Annotated in this window: 23 protein-coding genes; 11 read left to right on the forward strand and 12 right to left on the reverse strand. The window is 35.5% G+C overall.

From position 1 onward, the window contains the following. Positions 1-68: 68 nt before the first annotated feature. Both DPQ89_RS11385 and DPQ89_RS11390 read left to right on the forward strand, forming a co-directional pair. On the forward strand, positions 69-1103 hold the full coding sequence (locus DPQ89_RS11385; RefSeq protein WP_127717066.1) for a YHYH protein: 1035 nt from the start codon (positions 69-71) through the stop codon (positions 1101-1103). A gap of 140 nt (positions 1104-1243) precedes the next feature. Next, positions 1244-1843, forward strand: coding sequence for a hypothetical protein (locus tag DPQ89_RS11390; RefSeq protein WP_127717067.1), 600 nt, complete (start codon positions 1244-1246; stop codon positions 1841-1843). Here DPQ89_RS11390 and DPQ89_RS11395 read toward each other — a convergent pair. After that, positions 1829-2416 carry an HAD family hydrolase gene (locus DPQ89_RS11395; protein ID WP_127717068.1) on the reverse strand — a complete coding sequence of 196 codons (588 nt, stop codon included), beginning with the start codon at positions 2414-2416 and terminating at the stop codon, positions 1829-1831. The genes DPQ89_RS11390 and DPQ89_RS11395 overlap by 15 nt on opposite strands. 136 nt (positions 2417-2552) lie before the next feature. Here DPQ89_RS11395 and DPQ89_RS11400 point away from each other — a divergent pair, with 136 nt between their 5' ends. Next, complete coding sequence (locus DPQ89_RS11400) at positions 2553-3971, forward strand: magnesium transporter (RefSeq protein ID WP_206611164.1); 1419 nt, start codon at positions 2553-2555, stop codon at positions 3969-3971. Positions 3972-4106: 135 nt separating this feature from the next. After that, positions 4107-6314 (forward strand): hypothetical protein, encoded by a 2208-nt coding sequence (locus DPQ89_RS11405; protein ID WP_127717069.1) that lies wholly within the window; start codon positions 4107-4109, stop codon positions 6312-6314. Positions 6315-6319: 5 nt separating this feature from the next. Here the strand turns inward: DPQ89_RS11405 and DPQ89_RS11410 are convergent, their stop codons facing one another. The 5 genes from DPQ89_RS11410 to DPQ89_RS11430 form a co-directional block, all read right to left on the reverse strand. Beyond that, on the reverse strand, positions 6320-7288 hold the full coding sequence (locus DPQ89_RS11410; RefSeq protein WP_127717070.1) for a tRNA-dihydrouridine synthase family protein: 969 nt from the start codon (positions 7286-7288) through the stop codon (positions 6320-6322). Between the two features lie 43 nt (positions 7289-7331). Next, entirely contained in the window at positions 7332-7883 is a 552-nt protein-coding gene (locus tag DPQ89_RS11415) for a DUF4136 domain-containing protein (protein ID WP_127717071.1), read from the reverse strand. A gap of 118 nt (positions 7884-8001) precedes the next feature. Further along, positions 8002-8298 (reverse strand): RNA-binding protein, encoded by a 297-nt coding sequence (locus DPQ89_RS11420; RefSeq protein WP_127717072.1) that lies wholly within the window; start codon positions 8296-8298, stop codon positions 8002-8004. A gap of 189 nt (positions 8299-8487) precedes the next feature. Beyond that, entirely contained in the window at positions 8488-9324 is an 837-nt protein-coding gene (locus DPQ89_RS11425) for a S1 RNA-binding domain-containing protein (protein WP_127717073.1), read from the reverse strand. 29 nt (positions 9325-9353) lie between these two features. Continuing rightward, positions 9354-9779 carry a DUF1499 domain-containing protein gene (locus DPQ89_RS11430; RefSeq protein WP_127717074.1) on the reverse strand — a complete coding sequence of 142 codons (426 nt, stop codon included), beginning with the start codon at positions 9777-9779 and terminating at the stop codon, positions 9354-9356. A 115-nt stretch (positions 9780-9894) separates the two neighbouring features. Here DPQ89_RS11430 and DPQ89_RS11435 point away from each other — a divergent pair, with 115 nt between their 5' ends. After that, positions 9895-10602: an ABC transporter substrate-binding protein gene (locus DPQ89_RS11435; RefSeq protein ID WP_127717075.1), complete on the forward strand. Its 708-nt coding sequence runs from the start codon at positions 9895-9897 to the stop codon at positions 10600-10602. Here the strand turns inward: DPQ89_RS11435 and DPQ89_RS11440 are convergent. Continuing rightward, complete coding sequence (locus DPQ89_RS11440) at positions 10595-11332, reverse strand: sulfite exporter TauE/SafE family protein (RefSeq protein ID WP_127717076.1); 738 nt, start codon at positions 11330-11332, stop codon at positions 10595-10597. The two genes, DPQ89_RS11435 and DPQ89_RS11440, sit on opposite strands and share 8 nt — an antisense overlap. 39 nt (positions 11333-11371) lie before the next feature. Next, the gene (locus DPQ89_RS11445) at positions 11372-11992 is read right to left on the reverse strand and encodes a Crp/Fnr family transcriptional regulator (RefSeq protein WP_127717077.1); all 621 of its coding nucleotides are present in this window, start codon (positions 11990-11992) and stop codon (positions 11372-11374) included. Between the two features lie 106 nt (positions 11993-12098). On the opposite strand from DPQ89_RS11445, the gene DPQ89_RS11450 reads away from it, so the two are divergent. The 4 genes from DPQ89_RS11450 to DPQ89_RS11465 are packed head-to-tail and all read left to right on the forward strand — an operon-like array spanning position 12099 to position 14214. Further along, positions 12099-12950 carry an MBL fold metallo-hydrolase gene (locus DPQ89_RS11450; RefSeq protein WP_206611165.1) on the forward strand — a complete coding sequence of 284 codons (852 nt, stop codon included), beginning with the start codon at positions 12099-12101 and terminating at the stop codon, positions 12948-12950. Between the two features lie 9 nt (positions 12951-12959). Continuing rightward, positions 12960-13370 carry a YeeE/YedE family protein gene (locus DPQ89_RS11455; protein ID WP_127717079.1) on the forward strand — a complete coding sequence of 137 codons (411 nt, stop codon included), beginning with the start codon at positions 12960-12962 and terminating at the stop codon, positions 13368-13370. Beyond that, positions 13367-13786 carry a DUF6691 family protein gene (locus DPQ89_RS11460; RefSeq protein ID WP_127717080.1) on the forward strand — a complete coding sequence of 140 codons (420 nt, stop codon included), beginning with the start codon at positions 13367-13369 and terminating at the stop codon, positions 13784-13786. Before DPQ89_RS11455 ends, DPQ89_RS11460 begins: the two co-directional genes overlap by 4 nt. Then, entirely contained in the window at positions 13783-14214 is a 432-nt protein-coding gene (locus DPQ89_RS11465) for an OsmC family protein (protein WP_127717081.1), read from the forward strand. Before DPQ89_RS11460 ends, DPQ89_RS11465 begins: the two co-directional genes overlap by 4 nt. A gap of 5 nt (positions 14215-14219) precedes the next feature. Here DPQ89_RS11465 and DPQ89_RS11470 read toward each other — a convergent pair whose 3' ends face one another. From DPQ89_RS11470 to DPQ89_RS11480, 3 genes are all read right to left on the reverse strand, one after another. Then, positions 14220-14693: a CarD family transcriptional regulator gene (locus DPQ89_RS11470; RefSeq protein WP_127717082.1), complete on the reverse strand. Its 474-nt coding sequence runs from the start codon at positions 14691-14693 to the stop codon at positions 14220-14222. 123 nt (positions 14694-14816) lie between these two features. Continuing rightward, a complete protein-coding gene (locus DPQ89_RS11475; protein ID WP_127717083.1) occupies positions 14817-15593 on the reverse strand; it encodes an ABC transporter substrate-binding protein in 777 nt (258 codons plus the stop codon). A gap of 62 nt (positions 15594-15655) precedes the next feature. Further along, a complete protein-coding gene (locus DPQ89_RS11480) occupies positions 15656-15997 on the reverse strand; it encodes a hypothetical protein (protein WP_127717084.1) in 342 nt (113 codons plus the stop codon). A gap of 128 nt (positions 15998-16125) precedes the next feature. Here DPQ89_RS11480 and DPQ89_RS11485 point away from each other — a divergent pair, with 128 nt between their 5' ends. Next, positions 16126-16773 (forward strand): O-methyltransferase, encoded by a 648-nt coding sequence (locus DPQ89_RS11485; RefSeq protein WP_164848368.1) that lies wholly within the window; start codon positions 16126-16128, stop codon positions 16771-16773. Beyond that, the gene (locus tag DPQ89_RS11490; RefSeq protein ID WP_127717086.1) at positions 16774-17211 is read left to right on the forward strand and encodes a TM2 domain-containing protein; all 438 of its coding nucleotides are present in this window, start codon (positions 16774-16776) and stop codon (positions 17209-17211) included. It begins immediately after the preceding gene. On the opposite strand, the gene DPQ89_RS11495 is transcribed toward DPQ89_RS11490, so the two are convergent. Continuing rightward, positions 17212-17937: a glycerophosphodiester phosphodiesterase family protein gene (locus DPQ89_RS11495; protein ID WP_164848369.1), complete on the reverse strand. Its 726-nt coding sequence runs from the start codon at positions 17935-17937 to the stop codon at positions 17212-17214. Positions 17938-18048: the final 111 nt, after the last annotated feature.

Here is an 18048-nt window from a genome sequence, read left to right on the forward strand (position 1 = left end):
TTCAATCAGTTTCTTTTTGGTTCATTAAGTGCTTTAATTGATAAAATGATTTTTTTAATGGAATACTTATGTATCTAATTATTTTACTTTCTCTGTTTAACTTATCTACTTACGCTCAACGTGAGGCAAGAGTCCATACAATGCTTCAGTCTGGTGGAGTAAGACTAATAAAAGCTACTGAAAGTTTAGAATTTTCTAGTACTGTAAATATCTCAAATAATAGTAAGAATTTGATTATTGTTTCTAATGGCATCCCTGATCATAATGTTGGAAAATTTCCAAATGCTGGAAATCCTCATGCAATTAATAAGCAAAAGTATCTTTATAGAGTTGCTATAAATCCAATTATGAATATGGTTGTCACTCCATTAGAGATGACTTACGACTTTGGCGTTGCTCTAAATGGTATTCCATTTGACCCTGGTGCGGACGAGTGGTTTCAAGGACAAAGAAACTCTGAATGGCAGTATGAAGCATTATCAGGTGCTGTTCGCTTAGGAGTTGACGAGAATCATGCTCATGTCCAGCCTACTGGGGCATACCACTACCATGGACTCCCTCTCCAATTAATGGAAAAGCTAGGGGTACGTAAGGGGGCACAGTCTCCTGTCATTGGGTACGCTGCGGATGGGTTTAAAATTCTCGCCCTCTATGGAAAGAATGGAACAAAAGTTTATTCAAGCTACAGATTGAAAAAGGGAACCAGGCCTATTGGTGGAAAGTATGATGGGACATTCGTTAGTGATTATGAATTTGTTAAAGGCTCTGGTGATTTAGATCGTTGTAATGGAAAAGCAATAGGTGAGGAGTACTTCTACTTCTTAACTGAGGAGTTTCCTGTCATCCCTAGATGTTTTAGGGGAACTCCTGATCCTAGTTTTAGAAAGGGGCGAAATCAGCCAGGGGACGATAATGTTGTCACTAAGAGACCGTTACATCCTCCTCATATTCAAAAGCCTCATGTTCATGGCCCACCAATGGCCGCTAAGAATGCTTGCAAGGATAAACTTGTTAATAAGCCATGCGAGTTTAATTCCCCACATGGAGTAGTTAGAGGAATGTGCTTTAAATCTCCTTCTGGAGAAATGGCCTGTAGACCATAAAATAATTTTAAATTCTTGTTGATTTTAATTTCAAATTTGTGCCATACTCATAACTAATTCGACCATGTCGATACGGATTTTGTTCATAATATAATGTTTAGTGTGGAATGCTCAATTTAAGGTTCCAAGCTTTGGGTTTAATGAAAAGAAATAATTGGTATCCCGTTGAAAACGGTAAGTGTGTCATCGAAATTAAGGTTGTCTCAATCGAGCAGCTCTTTGATAAAAGAGATCCTAATCCATTCAGAATAAAAGACTTAGATGATGATGTAGTAGAGTATATCCTCTCCTGTGCTCATGAAATTGGTCCAAAAAAGATCGGAAAACTTCGCATTGTTACTAATGATGTTTTGTCTGATAGTAGCTCTTCGACTGTTGAAACGGCGGTTAGAGAGTTCTTTACATATAGAGCAGATATTACGAGTAAGGCAATCCACGCTACATTTAATCTTGGATTTAAGACTCTTTTAATTGGTCTTTTGTTTCTTAGCTCATCATTATTTCTATCTTCTATCCTTTCTAAGAGTATAGATGATACATATTTTAAGACCTTCTTAAAAGAAGGTCTTTTGCTTGTAGGTTGGGTTTCTATGTGGAAGCCTATTAATATTTTTCTCTATGAGTGGTGGCCTTTAATTGATAGTAGAAACTACTTTAAAGTACTTTCTGATATTGACATAGATATTGAGTTTTCAAATATTCAGAATGAGAAGAAACTCTCTGAGCTAAAGTTCGGATAGTTTTAGCTCTGAGACGAGATCCATATAATTTGTAATACTGAGATCGGCGGCTTTTGCTAGGTGCGAATTTCTTTGGTTTAGAAACAGACCTGAGATCGCACCAGCATTGCGAGCTGTTTCGAGATCAAAGTCATAGTCTCCAATGTATAACAAGTTTTCAATAGGCGTATTAAACTTCTTTGCCATTAAGAATAATCCTTCAGGGTTTGGTTTTGGAGGGGCGCAGTCTCTTGTTAGTACGTAATTGAACTCCCAGGGAAATTTTGCCAGTGTAAGGTCTGTTACTTTCTTGGAGTTCCTTGTCAATATACCGATTGGAAAATTTGCTTCCATTAGTAGTTGAATGAATGAATCAATGTCTCTTAAAGGTGTTGCTTTAGATGCACCAGTTAGCTCATGTTTCTCAACAATTGCAAAACCTTTTTCTTTTAACTTCTCATCTTGAATATCTTCTAAGAAGTCTAGAATTGGAAAGTCTTTAGGAATACCAATCTCGTCCCTCATTTGATTAAAGTCGAGCTGGGAGTCAACTATCGTTCCATCCATATCAAATACAATAGCATTTATTTTCATTTGAACCTCTTTAAGATGACCGTTTACTTTCGTTGGGTATCATTCTTTCCTATATTACTCTGGAAAAACTTTCATTAGCAAAAATAAATGTACTTCCTAAGCTAAAGTGTTATTTTTACTAAGATATTTTATTCGATTGTCGATAAAGAGATTATTTTCATTTTTAAGGTTTGTTATGGTTCAAGAAGAAAAAATTATCGAGGACACTCAAGAGATAGTTGCGAAGCTGTCTGAGATTCTTGATTCCGAGGAAAATGGATCTAACAAGACTTACGATGTTATGGAGTTATTGCTCGAACTTCGTGAGGTTGATGACGAACTTTATATTAAAACCCTCAAAAAATTTCCGAATGAATTCTTAGCTGATGTTGTCTCGGAAATGCCTGCACATATTCAAGAAGAAGTTTCTGATCTTATAAGTTTTCGTCGTCTTGCAAAAGTTGCAACGGAGATGGATACAGATGATGCAGCTGATTTTATTCAAACGATTAGTGAGCATAATGAAAATAGGGCAGAAGAGATCCTTGAGAAAATCAATGTTGAGGATAGAGAAGAAATTCGTAACCTTATCTCTTATGAAGATGATGTTGCGGGTGCTTATATGCAGATTGAGTTATTTACCGCAAAAATTAATGAGAATATTGACGAGTCTATTAAAAATCTTAGAAACTTAAAAAATAAAGATGAAGTAAAAGGTGTTTACCATGTCTTTATTACCGATGATTTCGGAAAGTTTATTTGTTCAATTGGACTAGAAGAAGTCATTATTTTTGACAGAAGCGAAACTTACGAAAAGTTTTTAGAGTCAAGTCAGTATGTGTGGAATAAGGTTACTGCTAATCATAAAGACTATATTCGTGATGTGGTAGAGAGAGTTAGTGATTACAACCTTTCTGTTATTCCAGTTGTTGATGAGGCCGGATATTTACTAGGTCGAATCACGTCCGATGATATTTATGATATTATGGAGGATTCAGCGACTGAGGATATCTTTCATATGGCCGGTGTTAATGCCGATGCAGAATCCGGTGAGGACTTCTATGATGTTGCTAAGTCTAGAGGATTTTGGCTTGCGATAAATCTAGTTACAGCAATAGCGGCTTCAATTGTGATTGGACTTTTTGATCAAACGATAGGAAAGTTCGTCTCCCTTGCTGTACTAATGCCTATTGTTGCTTCAATGGGTGGAAATGCTGGAACTCAGACACTAACCGTTACAGTTAGACAGCTAGCAATTGGTGAGATTGATTGGGAAGATGGGTTAGGAACTATTAAAAAAGAGATTTTAATTTCGCTTTTAAACGGGCTTATCTTTGCTGTACTGATTGGAGTCATTGCTCATTTATGGTTTGGTATAGAGTCTCTTGGCCTAGTTATAGCAGCATCGACAATTATAAATCTTTTCATTGCAGGTCTTTTCGGTTCAACCATACCCCTTATCTTGACTCGCTTTGATATTGATCCGGCCATAGGTAGTACAGTTTTATTAACAACAGCTACTGATATTTTCGGCTTTCTTACATTTCTGGGGTTAGCAAAGCTAATCCTAGTGTAGTCCTGAACTTCTAAGTGTTTGTAAATTCGTTTTGTCTCAATATTAAATATTGTAAAAACCGTGTTTATTCCTTTTTTTTCCTGTCAAAATGTCATTTTATTGATAGAAATTTCCAACACAAATATAGGAAATTTTATGAAAATTATTGGTCAGTTGCTCTGCTATTTAGCGCTCTCTAATGTTTACGCTAGTTTTAACTTTGGTATCAGTTTTGACGGACCATTAAGTAAAAGTTGTCCATTCGTAAAAAATCAAAATGTATTATCGACACTTGATTCATTGCAAACCACGTTAGAGCAAATTCGAGATAACAGAGTTCAGTGTCAGTCGATTTACGATAACTCAAAGACATTCTTATCTACTATCTCTAAGGAACTTATCTCACGTGATAGTGAAGTTAAATCGGCAACTTCTAATAAAGAAACTCTACTGGCCGAAGTATACAGTCGTATTAATAACGGAACCTATGCAAACGAGCTGGATGAAGAAATCCTCGCTCTTACTAGAGTTGAGAATGAGTACACTTCCAAAGACAGAGTGAGAGATACTCATTTGATGGACTCTCTTTCACTCGGCGCACTTCTTTTAGATAACTTAAGAGAAAATCCCGAATGTGATGGCTCTCTAGGAAATACACTTCTTAGACCGAATCTTTTACTGCTTGGACAAGTTGCAAATACAATGTACCCAGGTTCTTCATTAGTTACCTCAGGTATCGCAAATGGTCTTTCTGGTCTGATGGATAGTTTTGTTAACTATGCAAAGAATAAGTTTAGTGATGAGTCTCAAGCCTTAGAGGACCTTTTTGATTCTCGAAATTACTATCTCTCCTATAAGTGCGCTTATAAGAATATCAATATCTTGACATGTAAAATGAGAGCATCTTCTATGACTAAAGAAGAGCTTAGAACTCTATATAAGAAATTATTAAGCCTAGATACTCCGCAAAAAGACTTTAAAACTCTTGTAGATATGAATAAGCACTATCCGAGGGTAACTCTTATTCTACAACAATTAAAAGATATCTATGAGACATCTCAACAGCAAGAAACTATCGTAGAGATTGCTAGTATCCAAAAAGAAATGACTCGTCTTAGGCTACTTCGACCAAGCCCTTATGACATTAATGAGTGGAATGATGGATACGAAAATATTAAGACCTGGAATAATTGGAATCAGAACTTAAAGTGGACCCAGTACCTCAAGAACTATCTCGCTTCATATTGTCAGATCTTTTCAGCTGATTATCCTACGGCCTGGTCAGTTTCTAATGATGAATGTAAGCCTGAGAATCTATTAAATAACGAAGATAGATCTAGTTTTATTACAAGAGTTGTAAAACCATCTCTAGAAGATTTAGGAAAGAATTTAGAGCGTCTTTCTGAAAAACTTAGAGAGTCTGTAAATATAGAGCGTCTATACTACGCAATAAAGTCAGAAGAAAATTACTCAGAAAGAAATAAAGATTATAAATTCTCTGAAATGTTAGAGCTCATAAAGTCAGATCTTGAGAGAGAAAATCGTCCCCAGGCCAACAGACTATTCTCTATCAGAATTGAGAAGGCCATAAAGGCATTAAGCGCTCTTGTTGAATATGACGGAGAGTTAGTTTCTGTAGGAGATGAAGAAGCTGGCAATGAGCTTTGTGACCTTGAAAAAGACGACTTCCTTTGTAAGGACTTCAAGTCTTTGGCCCAAGCTGCCTATACTTACCTTGCCAATAACTTATCGGGGGGAGAGGTATTGTCTGTTGAAACCATTGATGCAACTTTTTACAATTACTTCTCAGGGGTTGAGGACTATTTCCTCAATGGAATTGATGATGAAACTTCTTTAAATTACTCTAAGTATACTTATCAAGTCAGTATGTATCGTGCTGTCCGTGCGGAGCTTTTAAGTCTGGATAGTTCTGGAACAGCTGACCTTCCTTTGATGAATGTTGCTCGCTCTGGATTTGAAAAGGTTTTCGGTTATGAAATTGTAAAAATGCTGCAAAAGGATGTTAAGAAAGCTCTAGAGGGTGGTTCAAGAATAGACTCTTATCGAGATACAATTCATTCGTGTGCGATTTATTTTCCTCTTTTAGAAAAGTCCTCTGAGCTAGGTGGTAACTTATTTCAAAGAAAGAAAATTAAGAAGGTTGCAAAGCAATGTGAGCAATTACTTCAAAGAAATGGAGGGATACCATACCTTGTGGCCTCGGAAGAAAAGTTTCCTCTTTCAAAGGGCAGACTTAGTTACAAGAATCAATGTTATTACAAAGATTACGAAAGTGAAGCATTAATAAAGAAAGTGGTCTTAGGACGTGAAATCAGAAATAACGACGATCTTCCTGAGCTATAATTTATCTAATTGAGAATGGACTCTTTCAGCTCTTGCTCGAAGATCCATTCTGTTGCTTGTTCATATTGTTCTAATGTTTTTACTTTTTTTATCTTCTTATATACTTTGTGATCAAGATCAAAAATATCTTTTAAATAAAACCACTGTTCGCGCATTCTTGTTAGGAAGTCTGATTTAGCGTTATCTAGGCCCATATAGCCGTCGCAAAGTGATTTATGCATCTTTATAAGTTTTGCACGATAGCTTTGTTCATTGAAGACTTCACCTCTTATCTGCGCAAGTAGGGCAGGGTTAGAAAGAACTCCTCTTCCAATCATCCATCTATTCACAGTAGTAAGCCTTTTTGAGAAAATAGAGAAATCATTAGGTGTTCTTATGTCCCCATTATAGCATGGAGTGGTGTCTAATAGAGGAAGGCATTGCTCAAAGGCATCTATATCAACACTACCTTTATATATTTGACATCCATATCTGGCATGAATAGTGAAATCAGTTATATTAAGCTCATTAATAAAGGGAATAATTTCCTTTAGTTCTTGGGCATTTTCTCTCCCAAGACGAATCTTTACAGTAAATTCTATAGGGCAATCTCTTTTGATTTCATATAAAAGATCTTTAACTTTATCGGGGTGAAGTAAAAGTCCAGAGCCTTTAGTTCGATTTGCCACCATTGGATATGGGCAACCCATATTCAGATTTATACGTGTCACCCCTAATTCTTTATAGGCATGAGCGGCGTGAATAAATTGCTTTGCACTCTTTGTAAGTACTTGTGCTGTCGTAGGGAGAAGATTCTTAGAGACATCGAGGTCTTCAAGCTGGCGCTTATTTAACTCACCACTTTCTTTGGTCACGATATATGGAGCAAGTGCGGAATCGGCTCCTCCAAAACTAGTTTCAAGCGAATTACGATAGATGAAGTTCGTTACCCCTCTAATTGGAGCTAGGATAAGCTTGTCGTTTTGATTGAGCATGTTTAATCAAATGTGTTGAGGCCTATTCGTGATAGGCCTTGCATTACTTCTTAGTCGGAGGAAAGTTTTTGGTTATTTTTTCTATGATTTTAACAAATGCCTCTAGCTTGTCTTGTGGTGTTGATCTTTCTGCAAAGTTCTTATTGGCCGAACCTCTCCAAACTAGTTGTTTTGATTTTCTATCAACAAGGTCAAGCATTAAAGCGCCTGATTCGTTCTCCCTTGTAGATACATAAGTGAGTGTATTATATGTTCCATACATACCCGTAGAATATGGATGATAACCAAAGCTAACATCAAAAGAGCGCACATCAATGGCCCTATTTTGTTGTATAAGATAATTAATGATTAAATCTGAATCATTACCTTCAACGAATTTAAGTCCAGCTTTTTCAATTTGAGACTCTATGAACTTCTTTGCTTTTACGTCAGCATCTTGATTAAGGTGGTAACTTGAAAGTTTTCCTTTCATATCTACCCATGAAATTGTTTTATACTTTGAGAAGTCAATATTCTTGTCATAGTTAATATCTGTTTTTAGAGAGCCACAAGAGCTAAGAGTGATTACTGCTAGTAATAGAAGTACGATTTTCATAGGAAGTCCTTTTCATTTTTTTAGATTCTATAGGGAAGGTAATAAGTAGTCAAAGGACAAAAAAAAAAGGCAAATACTAAGTATTTGCCTTTATGGTATATTTAAAAAGAATTAAATCTTAGTAACGATTACCACCACCGAAACCACCACGGTTGTTGTTTCTTGGCTCTTGTGGCTTCGCTTCGTTAACTCTCATTGGACGACCATTTAAGTCATTTCCGTCAAACTTAGAGATAGCTTCTTGAGCTTCTTCGTCTGAAGACATTTCAACAAATGCAAATCCTTTTGATCTACCAGTTTCTCTGTCGATAATTAACTTTGCTGATTCAACTGTTCCACAAGATGAAAAAGTTTCAGTGATTGATTCTTCAGTTTCTGAAAACGGAAGATTTCCAACATACAATTTTTTACCCATTATAGTACTCCTATTTAGTCAATTTAATGGTTAGGCACCGCGCTCAAGAGAAGTTAGTCAGGATACCTGGAAAAAGTCTCGGAACAGTTGCATTTTTAATTTTTATTTAATAACACATGTATTTCACGAATTCAATACTATCGTAATTTTTATAAACGGTTAATATTATAAGCGCTGCGCAAAGTGATTCTAGTTAGTTAGCTTAATTCCTTCGGCCGAAATTGTTATCTTTCTCTCTTTATATAGCATGCCAATGGCATTCTTAAAGGTCTGCTTACTCATTGATAATGCCATCTTGATATCGGCAGGGGAGCTCTTGTCGTAAAGTGGAGAATGTCCGCCAGAGTTTCTGAGCATTTCAAGTATTGTCTCCTTTGCATCGACAACATTCTTGATACCTTGTACCTGGAGAGATGCATCAACAAGGCCATCTTCTCTTAGTTTCTTGGCATAGCCCTGATAGGTCTTTTTTAGAACAACTTTAGAGAAAATTTCATTATCATAGATCATTCCTATAAACTTTTTATTAATAATTGCACGAAAACCTAGGTCTGTTTTTTGAACTGGGACTATTTCAATACTGTCACCAGGTGCAAAATCAAAAACAGAGTTTTCAATAAATTTCCCAAGTTTTGTGGTTCCATATACACGATCAGTTCCTTCCTCAAGGCACACTCTAACAATATGATCTTCAAAATTTCTAACTTTTACTTTTTGTTCGTTCCCAGGAACGAGAAGATCTTTTTCTATGCCCCAATCAAAAAATGCTCCAAACTCTTGATTGTCTACAACTCTCATTAGCGCATACTCGCCAACTTGAGCGTAAGGTCTTTGGTCTGTAGCAATGAGACCACCTTTAGTATCAATATAGATAAAAGCTTCAATCGTTTGCCCGACTTGAAGATTAATAGGCGCCATAGAAGGAGGCATGAAGATCTCATCTATTGAATCATCATCTTTTAGATAGAACCCTGATTTTGTTTCTCTAGAAACAGTGAGGCTATTTACTTTACCAATTTCAAACATCTTATTCTCCAAGTCTTACTTAAGAGGCTTTATAGCCCTATTTGCTGAAGAATTCTATCGATTCTTTTCTTATTCGCTCCAAGGTCACTCTTACCAACGCGAGAAGATGATTTATAGTGTAGTTTTTTCAAATTCTCTTCGTACAGAAACTCTACATCATCTACAAATCCAAAAATAGACGACTGGTCTGTGAAATACAGATAGTTCTTCTCAACCTTTACTACTTTGTACTGAGGTTTTGAAGCTAGTACCTTTACTATATTTTGGATTTTGTTCTCCTGCGTAAGAATAGAGCTTTTTACACAGTTAAGCTCTGACGTACACTTCATTAATGTAGATGAGTTTTCCTTTAAACTCGTAGGCGACATTTTTTGGCTGTTCAGGCCAAGATTATACAACCTCATTAAAAAGGCAATAATGATAAAAAGTAAAATATATGAAATCTTCTTAAGCATGGTAACTCCTATAAATTGTCTAATTATTTCTGATTAACGTACTCTAGAATACCTATTCTTGAAATACACTTATAACATTGTTTAATTATTTTCTATTATACGTTAGAATAGTCTAATGAAACTATTTGTATTCATTCTTTTCTTATCAATGTCTAAGACATTAGCACTGGATATACATCTTGCTGTCGAAGATAGTTGGCCACCTTTTGCAGACAACTCAGGGCAGGGGATATCCACTGAGATTGTAAAAGCAGCTTTTTTAGATCAAGGAATTAAGCCGAAGTTTAAAGTTGTTCCATATGCTAGGGCCTTGGCCTTGACTAAAGATGGAGGAGTTGATGGTTGCTATAATGTAACAAAGCAAGCTTCAACATTGAAAGAATATATCTTTGGTGAAGAAGTACTATTAAAAGCAAAAGCTTCGTTCTTTTACCGTAAGGGTGAAACTTTTAATTATAGTAAGATTGAAGATCTTCCTGCGGGGTCTGAGATTGCTATCATACGAGGCTATGAGTATGGTGAAAAGTTTGAAAAGTTAAAAAATAGGTTTCGCTTAATTGAAGTAAACTCTCAAAAGCAAATTATTAATATGCTTATTACTAGAAGAGCTGAGAGCGCAATAATGTTTGATGAAGTTGCAAAGTACTATACTTCTAGAATGAATGTCAGTGATTTAGTTATAAAAAGTTTTGTAAATCATGAGAGTGATATTTATGTGGCCTTCTCTAAGAAGAATAAGAACTCAGACTTATTTGCAAAAAAACTAGATATGGGCCTTCGCAAGCTTAAGAAAGATGGCACATATGAGACGTTTTTTAAATAGCTAAATTTTTATAAAGAACAAAAAATCCCATGGTAATTAGAAAAATAGCAAAAGACTTCTTGAGAACTTTCTGTGGGATATATTGAACTGTTCTAGCTCCAATAAATACACCTATAATTGAGAAAAAAGAAAATAAACTAAAGAATTTCCAATCCACGCTGACTTGCTCTAGGTAGCTAATAAAGCCTACTGTTGAGTTTAGAAATATTACAAATAGGGAAGTGCCAACGGCTTTTTTCATTGAAACTCTACCAAGAATAACGAGGGCCGGAACGATAAGAAATCCTCCTCCCACACCTACTATACCAGTAATGACTCCAACAATAACTGCAATGACAATTAGGATAGATTTCTTTATTTCTGCAGAAGATTCACTAGTATTTTTTCGCTCCTTTAACATCATGAACGAGGCAAGGATCATGACTATTGAGAAAAAAAGAAGTTGGGTATTTGAACTGAGAAATTTGCTCATTTGAGAGCCTACAACAGTTCCTATCATTGCAAATGGAGCAAAGATGAGAGCAACTTTAAAGTCTACATTCTTTTGTTTTAAATGTCCGATGCTACCAAAGACACTTGTGAGTCCAACTATGCCTAAACTAAGAGCAATGGATGTTTTAGGATCAACCTTGAGGACATAAACGAGTATTGGGACGGTCAAAATAGACCCTCCTCCACCAAGCATCCCTAAACTTAAACCTATTAATGTCGCTAAGAAATAACCTAACATAATCTCTCCTTAATTTAAGAATAAAGGAGATTAAAAATATTAACCTTGAGCTGAATCAATATAGTGAAGTATTTTATCAACATCTAAAATCTTGAAGTCTCTACCATTTTTTTGAATAAGTCCGTCATTCGAAAGAGTCGTCATAACACGAGTTACAGTCTCTAGAGTACTACCTGAAAAATCGGCGACTTCTTTTCGGGTCCATACTTTTTGAGGGTATTTAAGTTTTAGAAATACGAGAGACTCTCTAATCCTAGTGTTAGCACTCTTATCTAGTAGGCCAGCAAGCCTTTGTTCTGCTTCTCCAAGCTCTAGGGAGATGATTTTCATCAATTCCTTTAAAAGATCAGGGTGGTTTTCACAGATTTCATTGCACTGTTCTTTAGAGATAATATGTATTTCACTCTCACTGAGCGCAATAGCGTTTGCGTGGTAGGGTGTTTGGGCAAAGTAAGATCGGTGCCCAAAGATGCTATCTTTTGCAAAAACTCTTAAGAAGGTTTCCTTGCCAGACTCTGAGATATGGTAGAGTCCTATAAGGCCAGACTTTACAAGGTAGAGACTTTGCGGCTCTTCTCCTTCCATATATATACTTTGAGATCTCTTATAAGTCCTCTTCGTAGAGGATTGTATGAATGGAAGAAGCTTTTGGTAAAACATAGTAAAATTGAGCCTTTATGATTACTTTTAATATATTGATCTACATCAAGGTTAAGTTTTATTAATTATTACATAATGAATGAGTATAAACGAGAAAGGAGAGGGTATGGCCTTAAACGTAAGAGAATTCTTTGATAAAAATACATTCACTATGACGTATATAGTTTATGATAAAGAGACTAAAGATTCTATTATTATTGATCCTGTTTTAGACTTTGATAATGCTTCGGGGAGGTTTTCCTATGAAAGTGTCAATACGCTTATTGATTATATTCAGAAGAATAAATTGACTCCATTAGCAATTCTAGAGACCCATGCTCATGCTGATCATATTACAAGTGCTACACATTTAAAGAATATATTTAAAGGCATTCCTATTGGAATCAGTTCGGAAATAGTCAAAGTTCAGGATGTTTTTAATAGAGTATTTAATGACGAATCAAGTGAGAATGATTTTGATCTACTTTTGTCAGATAATCAAATTATTAAATTTGGAGCTATAGAGGTTAAGATAATTCACACTCCTGGTCATACTCCTGCTTGCTCGAGTTTTTTAATAGGTAATAAGGTATTTACTGGAGATGCTCTATTTATGCCCGACTTTGGAACCGGTAGATGTGACTTTCCATCAGGAAGTTCAAGTGATCTCTATCATTCTGTGCATGAGAAGTTGTATACATTAGCTGATGAAACTGAAATTTTTACTGGGCATGACTATATGCCTGGTGGTAGAGAACTTCAGTTTAAAACTACAATAGGTAAGAGTAAGAAAGAGAATATTCATATCAAGGAACAAACTACTTGTGATGAGTTTGTAAGCTATAGAGATGAAAGAGATAAGACTCTTGCAGCTCCAAAACTTCTTTTACCAAGTATTCAAGTTAATATTAAGGCCGGAAAACTACCTCAGGCAGATAAGAATGGTAAGAGCTATTTAAAGCTACCTATAACTATATAAGGATTAAATATGGAAAATATACTCAACCCTCTTTTAGGGGGAGTCATTATTGGGCTTGCAACTACACTTATGATGGCCTTTAACGGAAAGATTACAGGAATAAGTGGAATTGTCGGTTCTAGTTTATCTAAATTTAGTAGAGAAAATTTTTGGAGATATTCTTTTTTGTTAGGTCTTATTCTAGGAGGAGTTTTATTAAAATATATTGCACCCCAGTTCTTTAACTATGAAATTAAGTTTTCTTTTATAGAGGCCATTGTTGCAGGATTACTTGTGGGAATAGGAACTAGATTAGGTAGCGGTTGTACAAGTGGTCATGGTGTGTGTGGTTTACCGAGACTGTCTGCTCGCTCGTTAATTGCAACGATCACATTTATGGGATTTGGAATTCTAACAGTATTTATTAAGGGGCTTCTATGAAAGTTATATTGAGTATGATTGCGGGAGTTATTTTTTCTTTTGGTTTGGTTATTTCCGGAATGATCAATCCTGACAAAGTAATAGGATTTTTGGATATCTTTGGACAATGGGACTACGCTCTGGCCTTTGTAATGGGTGGTGCTGTCATTTTTAATTTAATTACATTTAAGCTGTTAAAGAAAAAAGATCGTCCTTTTTTTAACGGGAACTTTGAGTGGCCAACTAGGAAAGATATTGATTCAAAGCTAATCATTGGGTCTGCTTTGTTTGGAATTGGGTGGGGCCTGATTGGTATTTGTCCTGGTCCAGGAATTGTTAACCTTATTTCACTAGATACCAAGGTTTTTACTTTTGTTGGGAGCATGGTTGCTGGAATGTTGATTTTTAAGATTTTTACACAAGGAGTGAATAAGTGAGTATTTACAAAACGGTAGCAAGAGGTAGCTCTGAAAGTATCCAGCTTGAAGTAAGTAGTGAATTTAAACCATCTTTAAGTGTAACTCCACCTCCCGAGTTTAAGGGGCCGAAGGAATTTTGGAGTCCCGAAGATATTTTCTGCGCGAGCATTTCTTCTTGTTACTTGTTAACATTTAAAGCAATGGCAAGATTTAAAAAGTTGGAATGGAGAGATATTGAAGTCTCAGTTGATGCCCATCTTGAAAAGAGTCCAACCGGTCTAAAGTTTACCAAAGTTGAGATAAGGCCATTTTTAACTATCTGTTGTCAAAGTACTGTTGATGAATATCTAAAGGTGTTGGAGAGTGCAAAATCAAATTGCTTAGTGACTAGTTCAATGAACTGTGACTTTAGTGTAATACCTAAAATAAAAGTTAAAGCTAAATAGAGAGGTTATGCGTTATTTAGCGCTATTTCGATAATTTCGTTTGCGGCCTCTTCACTTACTTCATTGATAAGTGCATATTCCGCAGCTAGAGACGATGTTAAACGCTTGAAGATTTGATCTTCAACGCTTCCTCTGTCCGTTAATTGATTAAGCTCTTTTACAAGCTTTACAATATTTTCCATGTCTTGAAAAAGAGAGCTTTCTTTAAAGTAATTAATTCTATCTTTTTTAGAGTCATAATCGACAGCTTCAAAGTCAGTAGATAGGTCTTCGACAACCTTGGTTAGTTCTTCTTTAGAAAGAAGAGTTCTGAAGCTTTTAGTATCATCCATAGGGATGAAGTTTCTAAGTTTTTGATCAACTGACTCTACAACAAGGAAGTATCTATCATCAGCTCCAATCTTTTCGACACCAACAACACGGCCCACACCAAAAGTTGAAGAAATAATAATTTGTCCAATGAGATCTGAGTCCATCATGTTAAATACTCCACGTGTAATCTATTTTATGACGAATAGAAGAGAATTGATTGAATTTAAATTTTATCATAGAGACTAATAGATAGATATAAAAAAGAAATGTTTTTGCAACATGTAATGAGGTTACAGTTCTACTTGATCTTTCGGTGATATCCCGTATGAGTCCCAGAGCTTTTTAAGCTTTCCTGATTCGGATAAGGACTTCAATATTTGATTTAACTTGTCTTTTGTAAGTTGTTTATTAGATCTTAAAAGAATAGTGTGCTCATACTTTTGATCTAGTTCATTAGAGACAAGAATTCTCTCTTTCGCCTGCGGAAACTTTTTAAAATACTGAGTTAATAAACTCTTGGTGACTATAGCAAGTTGAGGGAGGTCTCTTTTGCTTATGGAGAGAATATTTGATTCGTGATTTGTTCTAAGTTCAACATTAAACTTTGTCTGTAGATACTCTCTGTCAGTTTTAAAGTCGGCAAATTTATAATGATATCCTAAAATACCCAAAATCTTTTTTCCTGAAATATCTTTAAAATATTCTTGAGTTCTACCTTTTGCTGCATGTGCTATAAACACTTCTCCGCCATGCAAAATAACATTAGAAGCTTCCATGTCATAGTCTTTCCAGCCCCATTGTAGGTTCTCAAAGAAAAGGAGGTCATACTCACCATTTTCATAATCTTTGTATCTTCGTTTAGATGAGGTTAGTTGAAATTTGAATAGGAACTCGTCTTGACTCTCATTTAATAACTTAATGAGGTCAATAGTAATTCCTTTAATTTCATTTTTATACTGTCCTATAAATGGAGGAAAGAGGTAGCCCCCAACTTTTACAGTCGTTGGGGCTGCAAAGTTACTTTGCGAGATCATAAAAAGAATGGATGTGAGCAATATCCTAAACATTGCTAGATTGTATCAAAGAAATCCTACTAATAGTGACAATAATGATAGAGTTTTTTGGTCGGTCAATTCTTGTTCATTATCTCTTTAACTTGCTGTTGAATTTTAAGAAACTCATCAGAATTTAAGTCCATTTTTTGAGCAGGTGACCTTAGGTTTGTTTGTCCTTTCGAAGGTGAGTAGGTTTGCTTATGCTTTTTGGCAATAACAGCACCTCTATCTTTTATGCTATCCCACTCTTTATCTGAGAGACCCTTGAGTTTAGTGCTGGCCTCGACAACTTGTTGATCTGTTAAGATCCCACTGGCCTGCATACTTCTTAGCATAGATTCAACTTCTGACTTATCAATCTCTGCGGCCCATGATAATTGTATGGAAAGTACTAGTGCTACGAGTAATTTTATCATTTGTCCTCCTGGGAGGGCTCTATTATACTTGATTCTGAATTACAAAAGATTTTGATCGAGATTATAGGTAGTTACAGGCGATTAAGCACTTTTTAGATGGCAAGAGAATTTGCCAAAAGGTTAATATATTGAACTTTATAGATGAGAAAATATTAAATTACTGTGTGGACAAATCTGATCATGCGAGTCAAATATGTAATGAATTAGAGTTAGAAACTAAATCCACTCAACCTTTGCATAGGATGCTGTGTGGTCCGCTAGAATGTTCTCTTCTAAAAAGTCTAATTCAGCTTAACAGTTCGAAGCGTGTTTTAGAACTTGGAACATTTACTGGGTATTCTGCCCTTTCAATGGCGGAGGCCTTGCCTGTTGATGGTGAAGTTGTCACAATTGATAAGAATAAGAAGATAAATGAAACTGCAAAGAAGTTCTGGTCACGCTCTATACATGGATCAAAAATCAAGGCCCTCTTCGGAGATGCTATAGATGTTTTGAAAACTTTGGAAGGAACTTTTGATTTAGTTTTTATCGATGCAGACAAGAGAAACTATAAGAATTACTTTGAGCTTTGTATTGATTTACTATCTGAAAATGGAGTAATCATAGTTGATAATGTTCTCTGGTCGGGAAGAGTCATAGAAGGTCTTTCAACTGATGAAGATAAAAGCACAGTTTACCTGAAAGAATTTAATGATTATATTTATTCGCGGGAAGATTTGGTAAAAACCCTCCTGCCGGTTCGTGATGGAATTTTCCTTATACAAAAAAGGAAGTAGATGAGTAATTTAACTGTTAAAACTAATAATAGAATTATTGATACACATAGCCTGACAATCGGTTATCTCACATGGATTTTTGGATTCACTGGCTCTCACCGTTTCTACTATGGAAAGCCCATCTCTGGGACGATCTGGTTTTTTACCCTAGGTCTTCTTGGAGTGGGGTGGCTTATAGACTTATTTCTAATCCCATCAATGGATGCCGAAGCGGATACAAAGTACTGGGATGGAGAGATAGATTATACTATTGCTTGGATTCTATTAGTGTTTTTAGGAGCCTTTGGAGTTCATAAGTTCTATATGAGAAAAGTTGTCTGGGGCGTAGTTTATTTTCTTACTGCAGGTTTTTTCTTTATGGGTATTCTCTACGATTACTGGACTCTTAATGAGCAGATAGACCGTCAGAATACGAAATTTAAAACTCAGTCTCTTTAATCAATTACATTGATTCTTGTGACTACCTGGTTTGAACACTCCATAAAGTCCAGCATTAATAATTCTCTTGCACCAGCTTGGGTCTTTACCAAAGACTTTTTTAAACTTTGACTTCCAAGCAAGAAAGCCTGTTAGGTATGGAAGATCATACTCACTTTCAAAAATAATATCTGCATTTTTCATATACAAATTATTGAACTCTTCTAACTTATTAATAACTTTTAATTTCGCGACATCAGTTTGAAGATATTTAACTTCAACACTCATAGGCTTGAGCAGTCCATAATCTTTTGAAGTTTCTAGGTATTCATCTAGGGTCGGAACTTGTTGATCTGGATGATTCGTAAGTCTGAGTCTTCTTAATTGTTCGAATGTAAGTTCAGCTATTCTTATATTGTTAAACCTTCTTTGAAAGCTTGAGGCACCAATTTCATTATATATGATATCTAGCTCTTGCTTATTTTGCTTATAAGAAATCATTCTTTTGATATATTTATCATGAAAGATGACGATCTCACCGTCTTTAGTTTCTTGAATATCAAACTCTAGATATAGAAAATCACTTCTATCTTGTATTGTACTTAAAGAAGCCTGAAGGGCCGCTATTGAATTCTCAGGTAAGTAATCAAAGTACTCACCCTTTCCGCCACCGGCTCTATGACCTAAATTCTTAGCAAATAGTGAACAACTTGATAATAATAGTATAATTAAAGCTAACTTTTTCACGAATTTCTCCAATACAGAACTAATCGGATAGGCAAAAAAGAACATTAGATTTATTTAAATTGTTAGAAATTGGTAGTTCTCTAAATTATGAATATCTTATGCTGACTCACC

It is taken from the genome of Halobacteriovorax sp. HLS (assembly GCF_004006665.1).
Taxonomy (GTDB): Bacteria; Bdellovibrionota; Bacteriovoracia; order Bacteriovoracales; family Bacteriovoracaceae; genus Halobacteriovorax.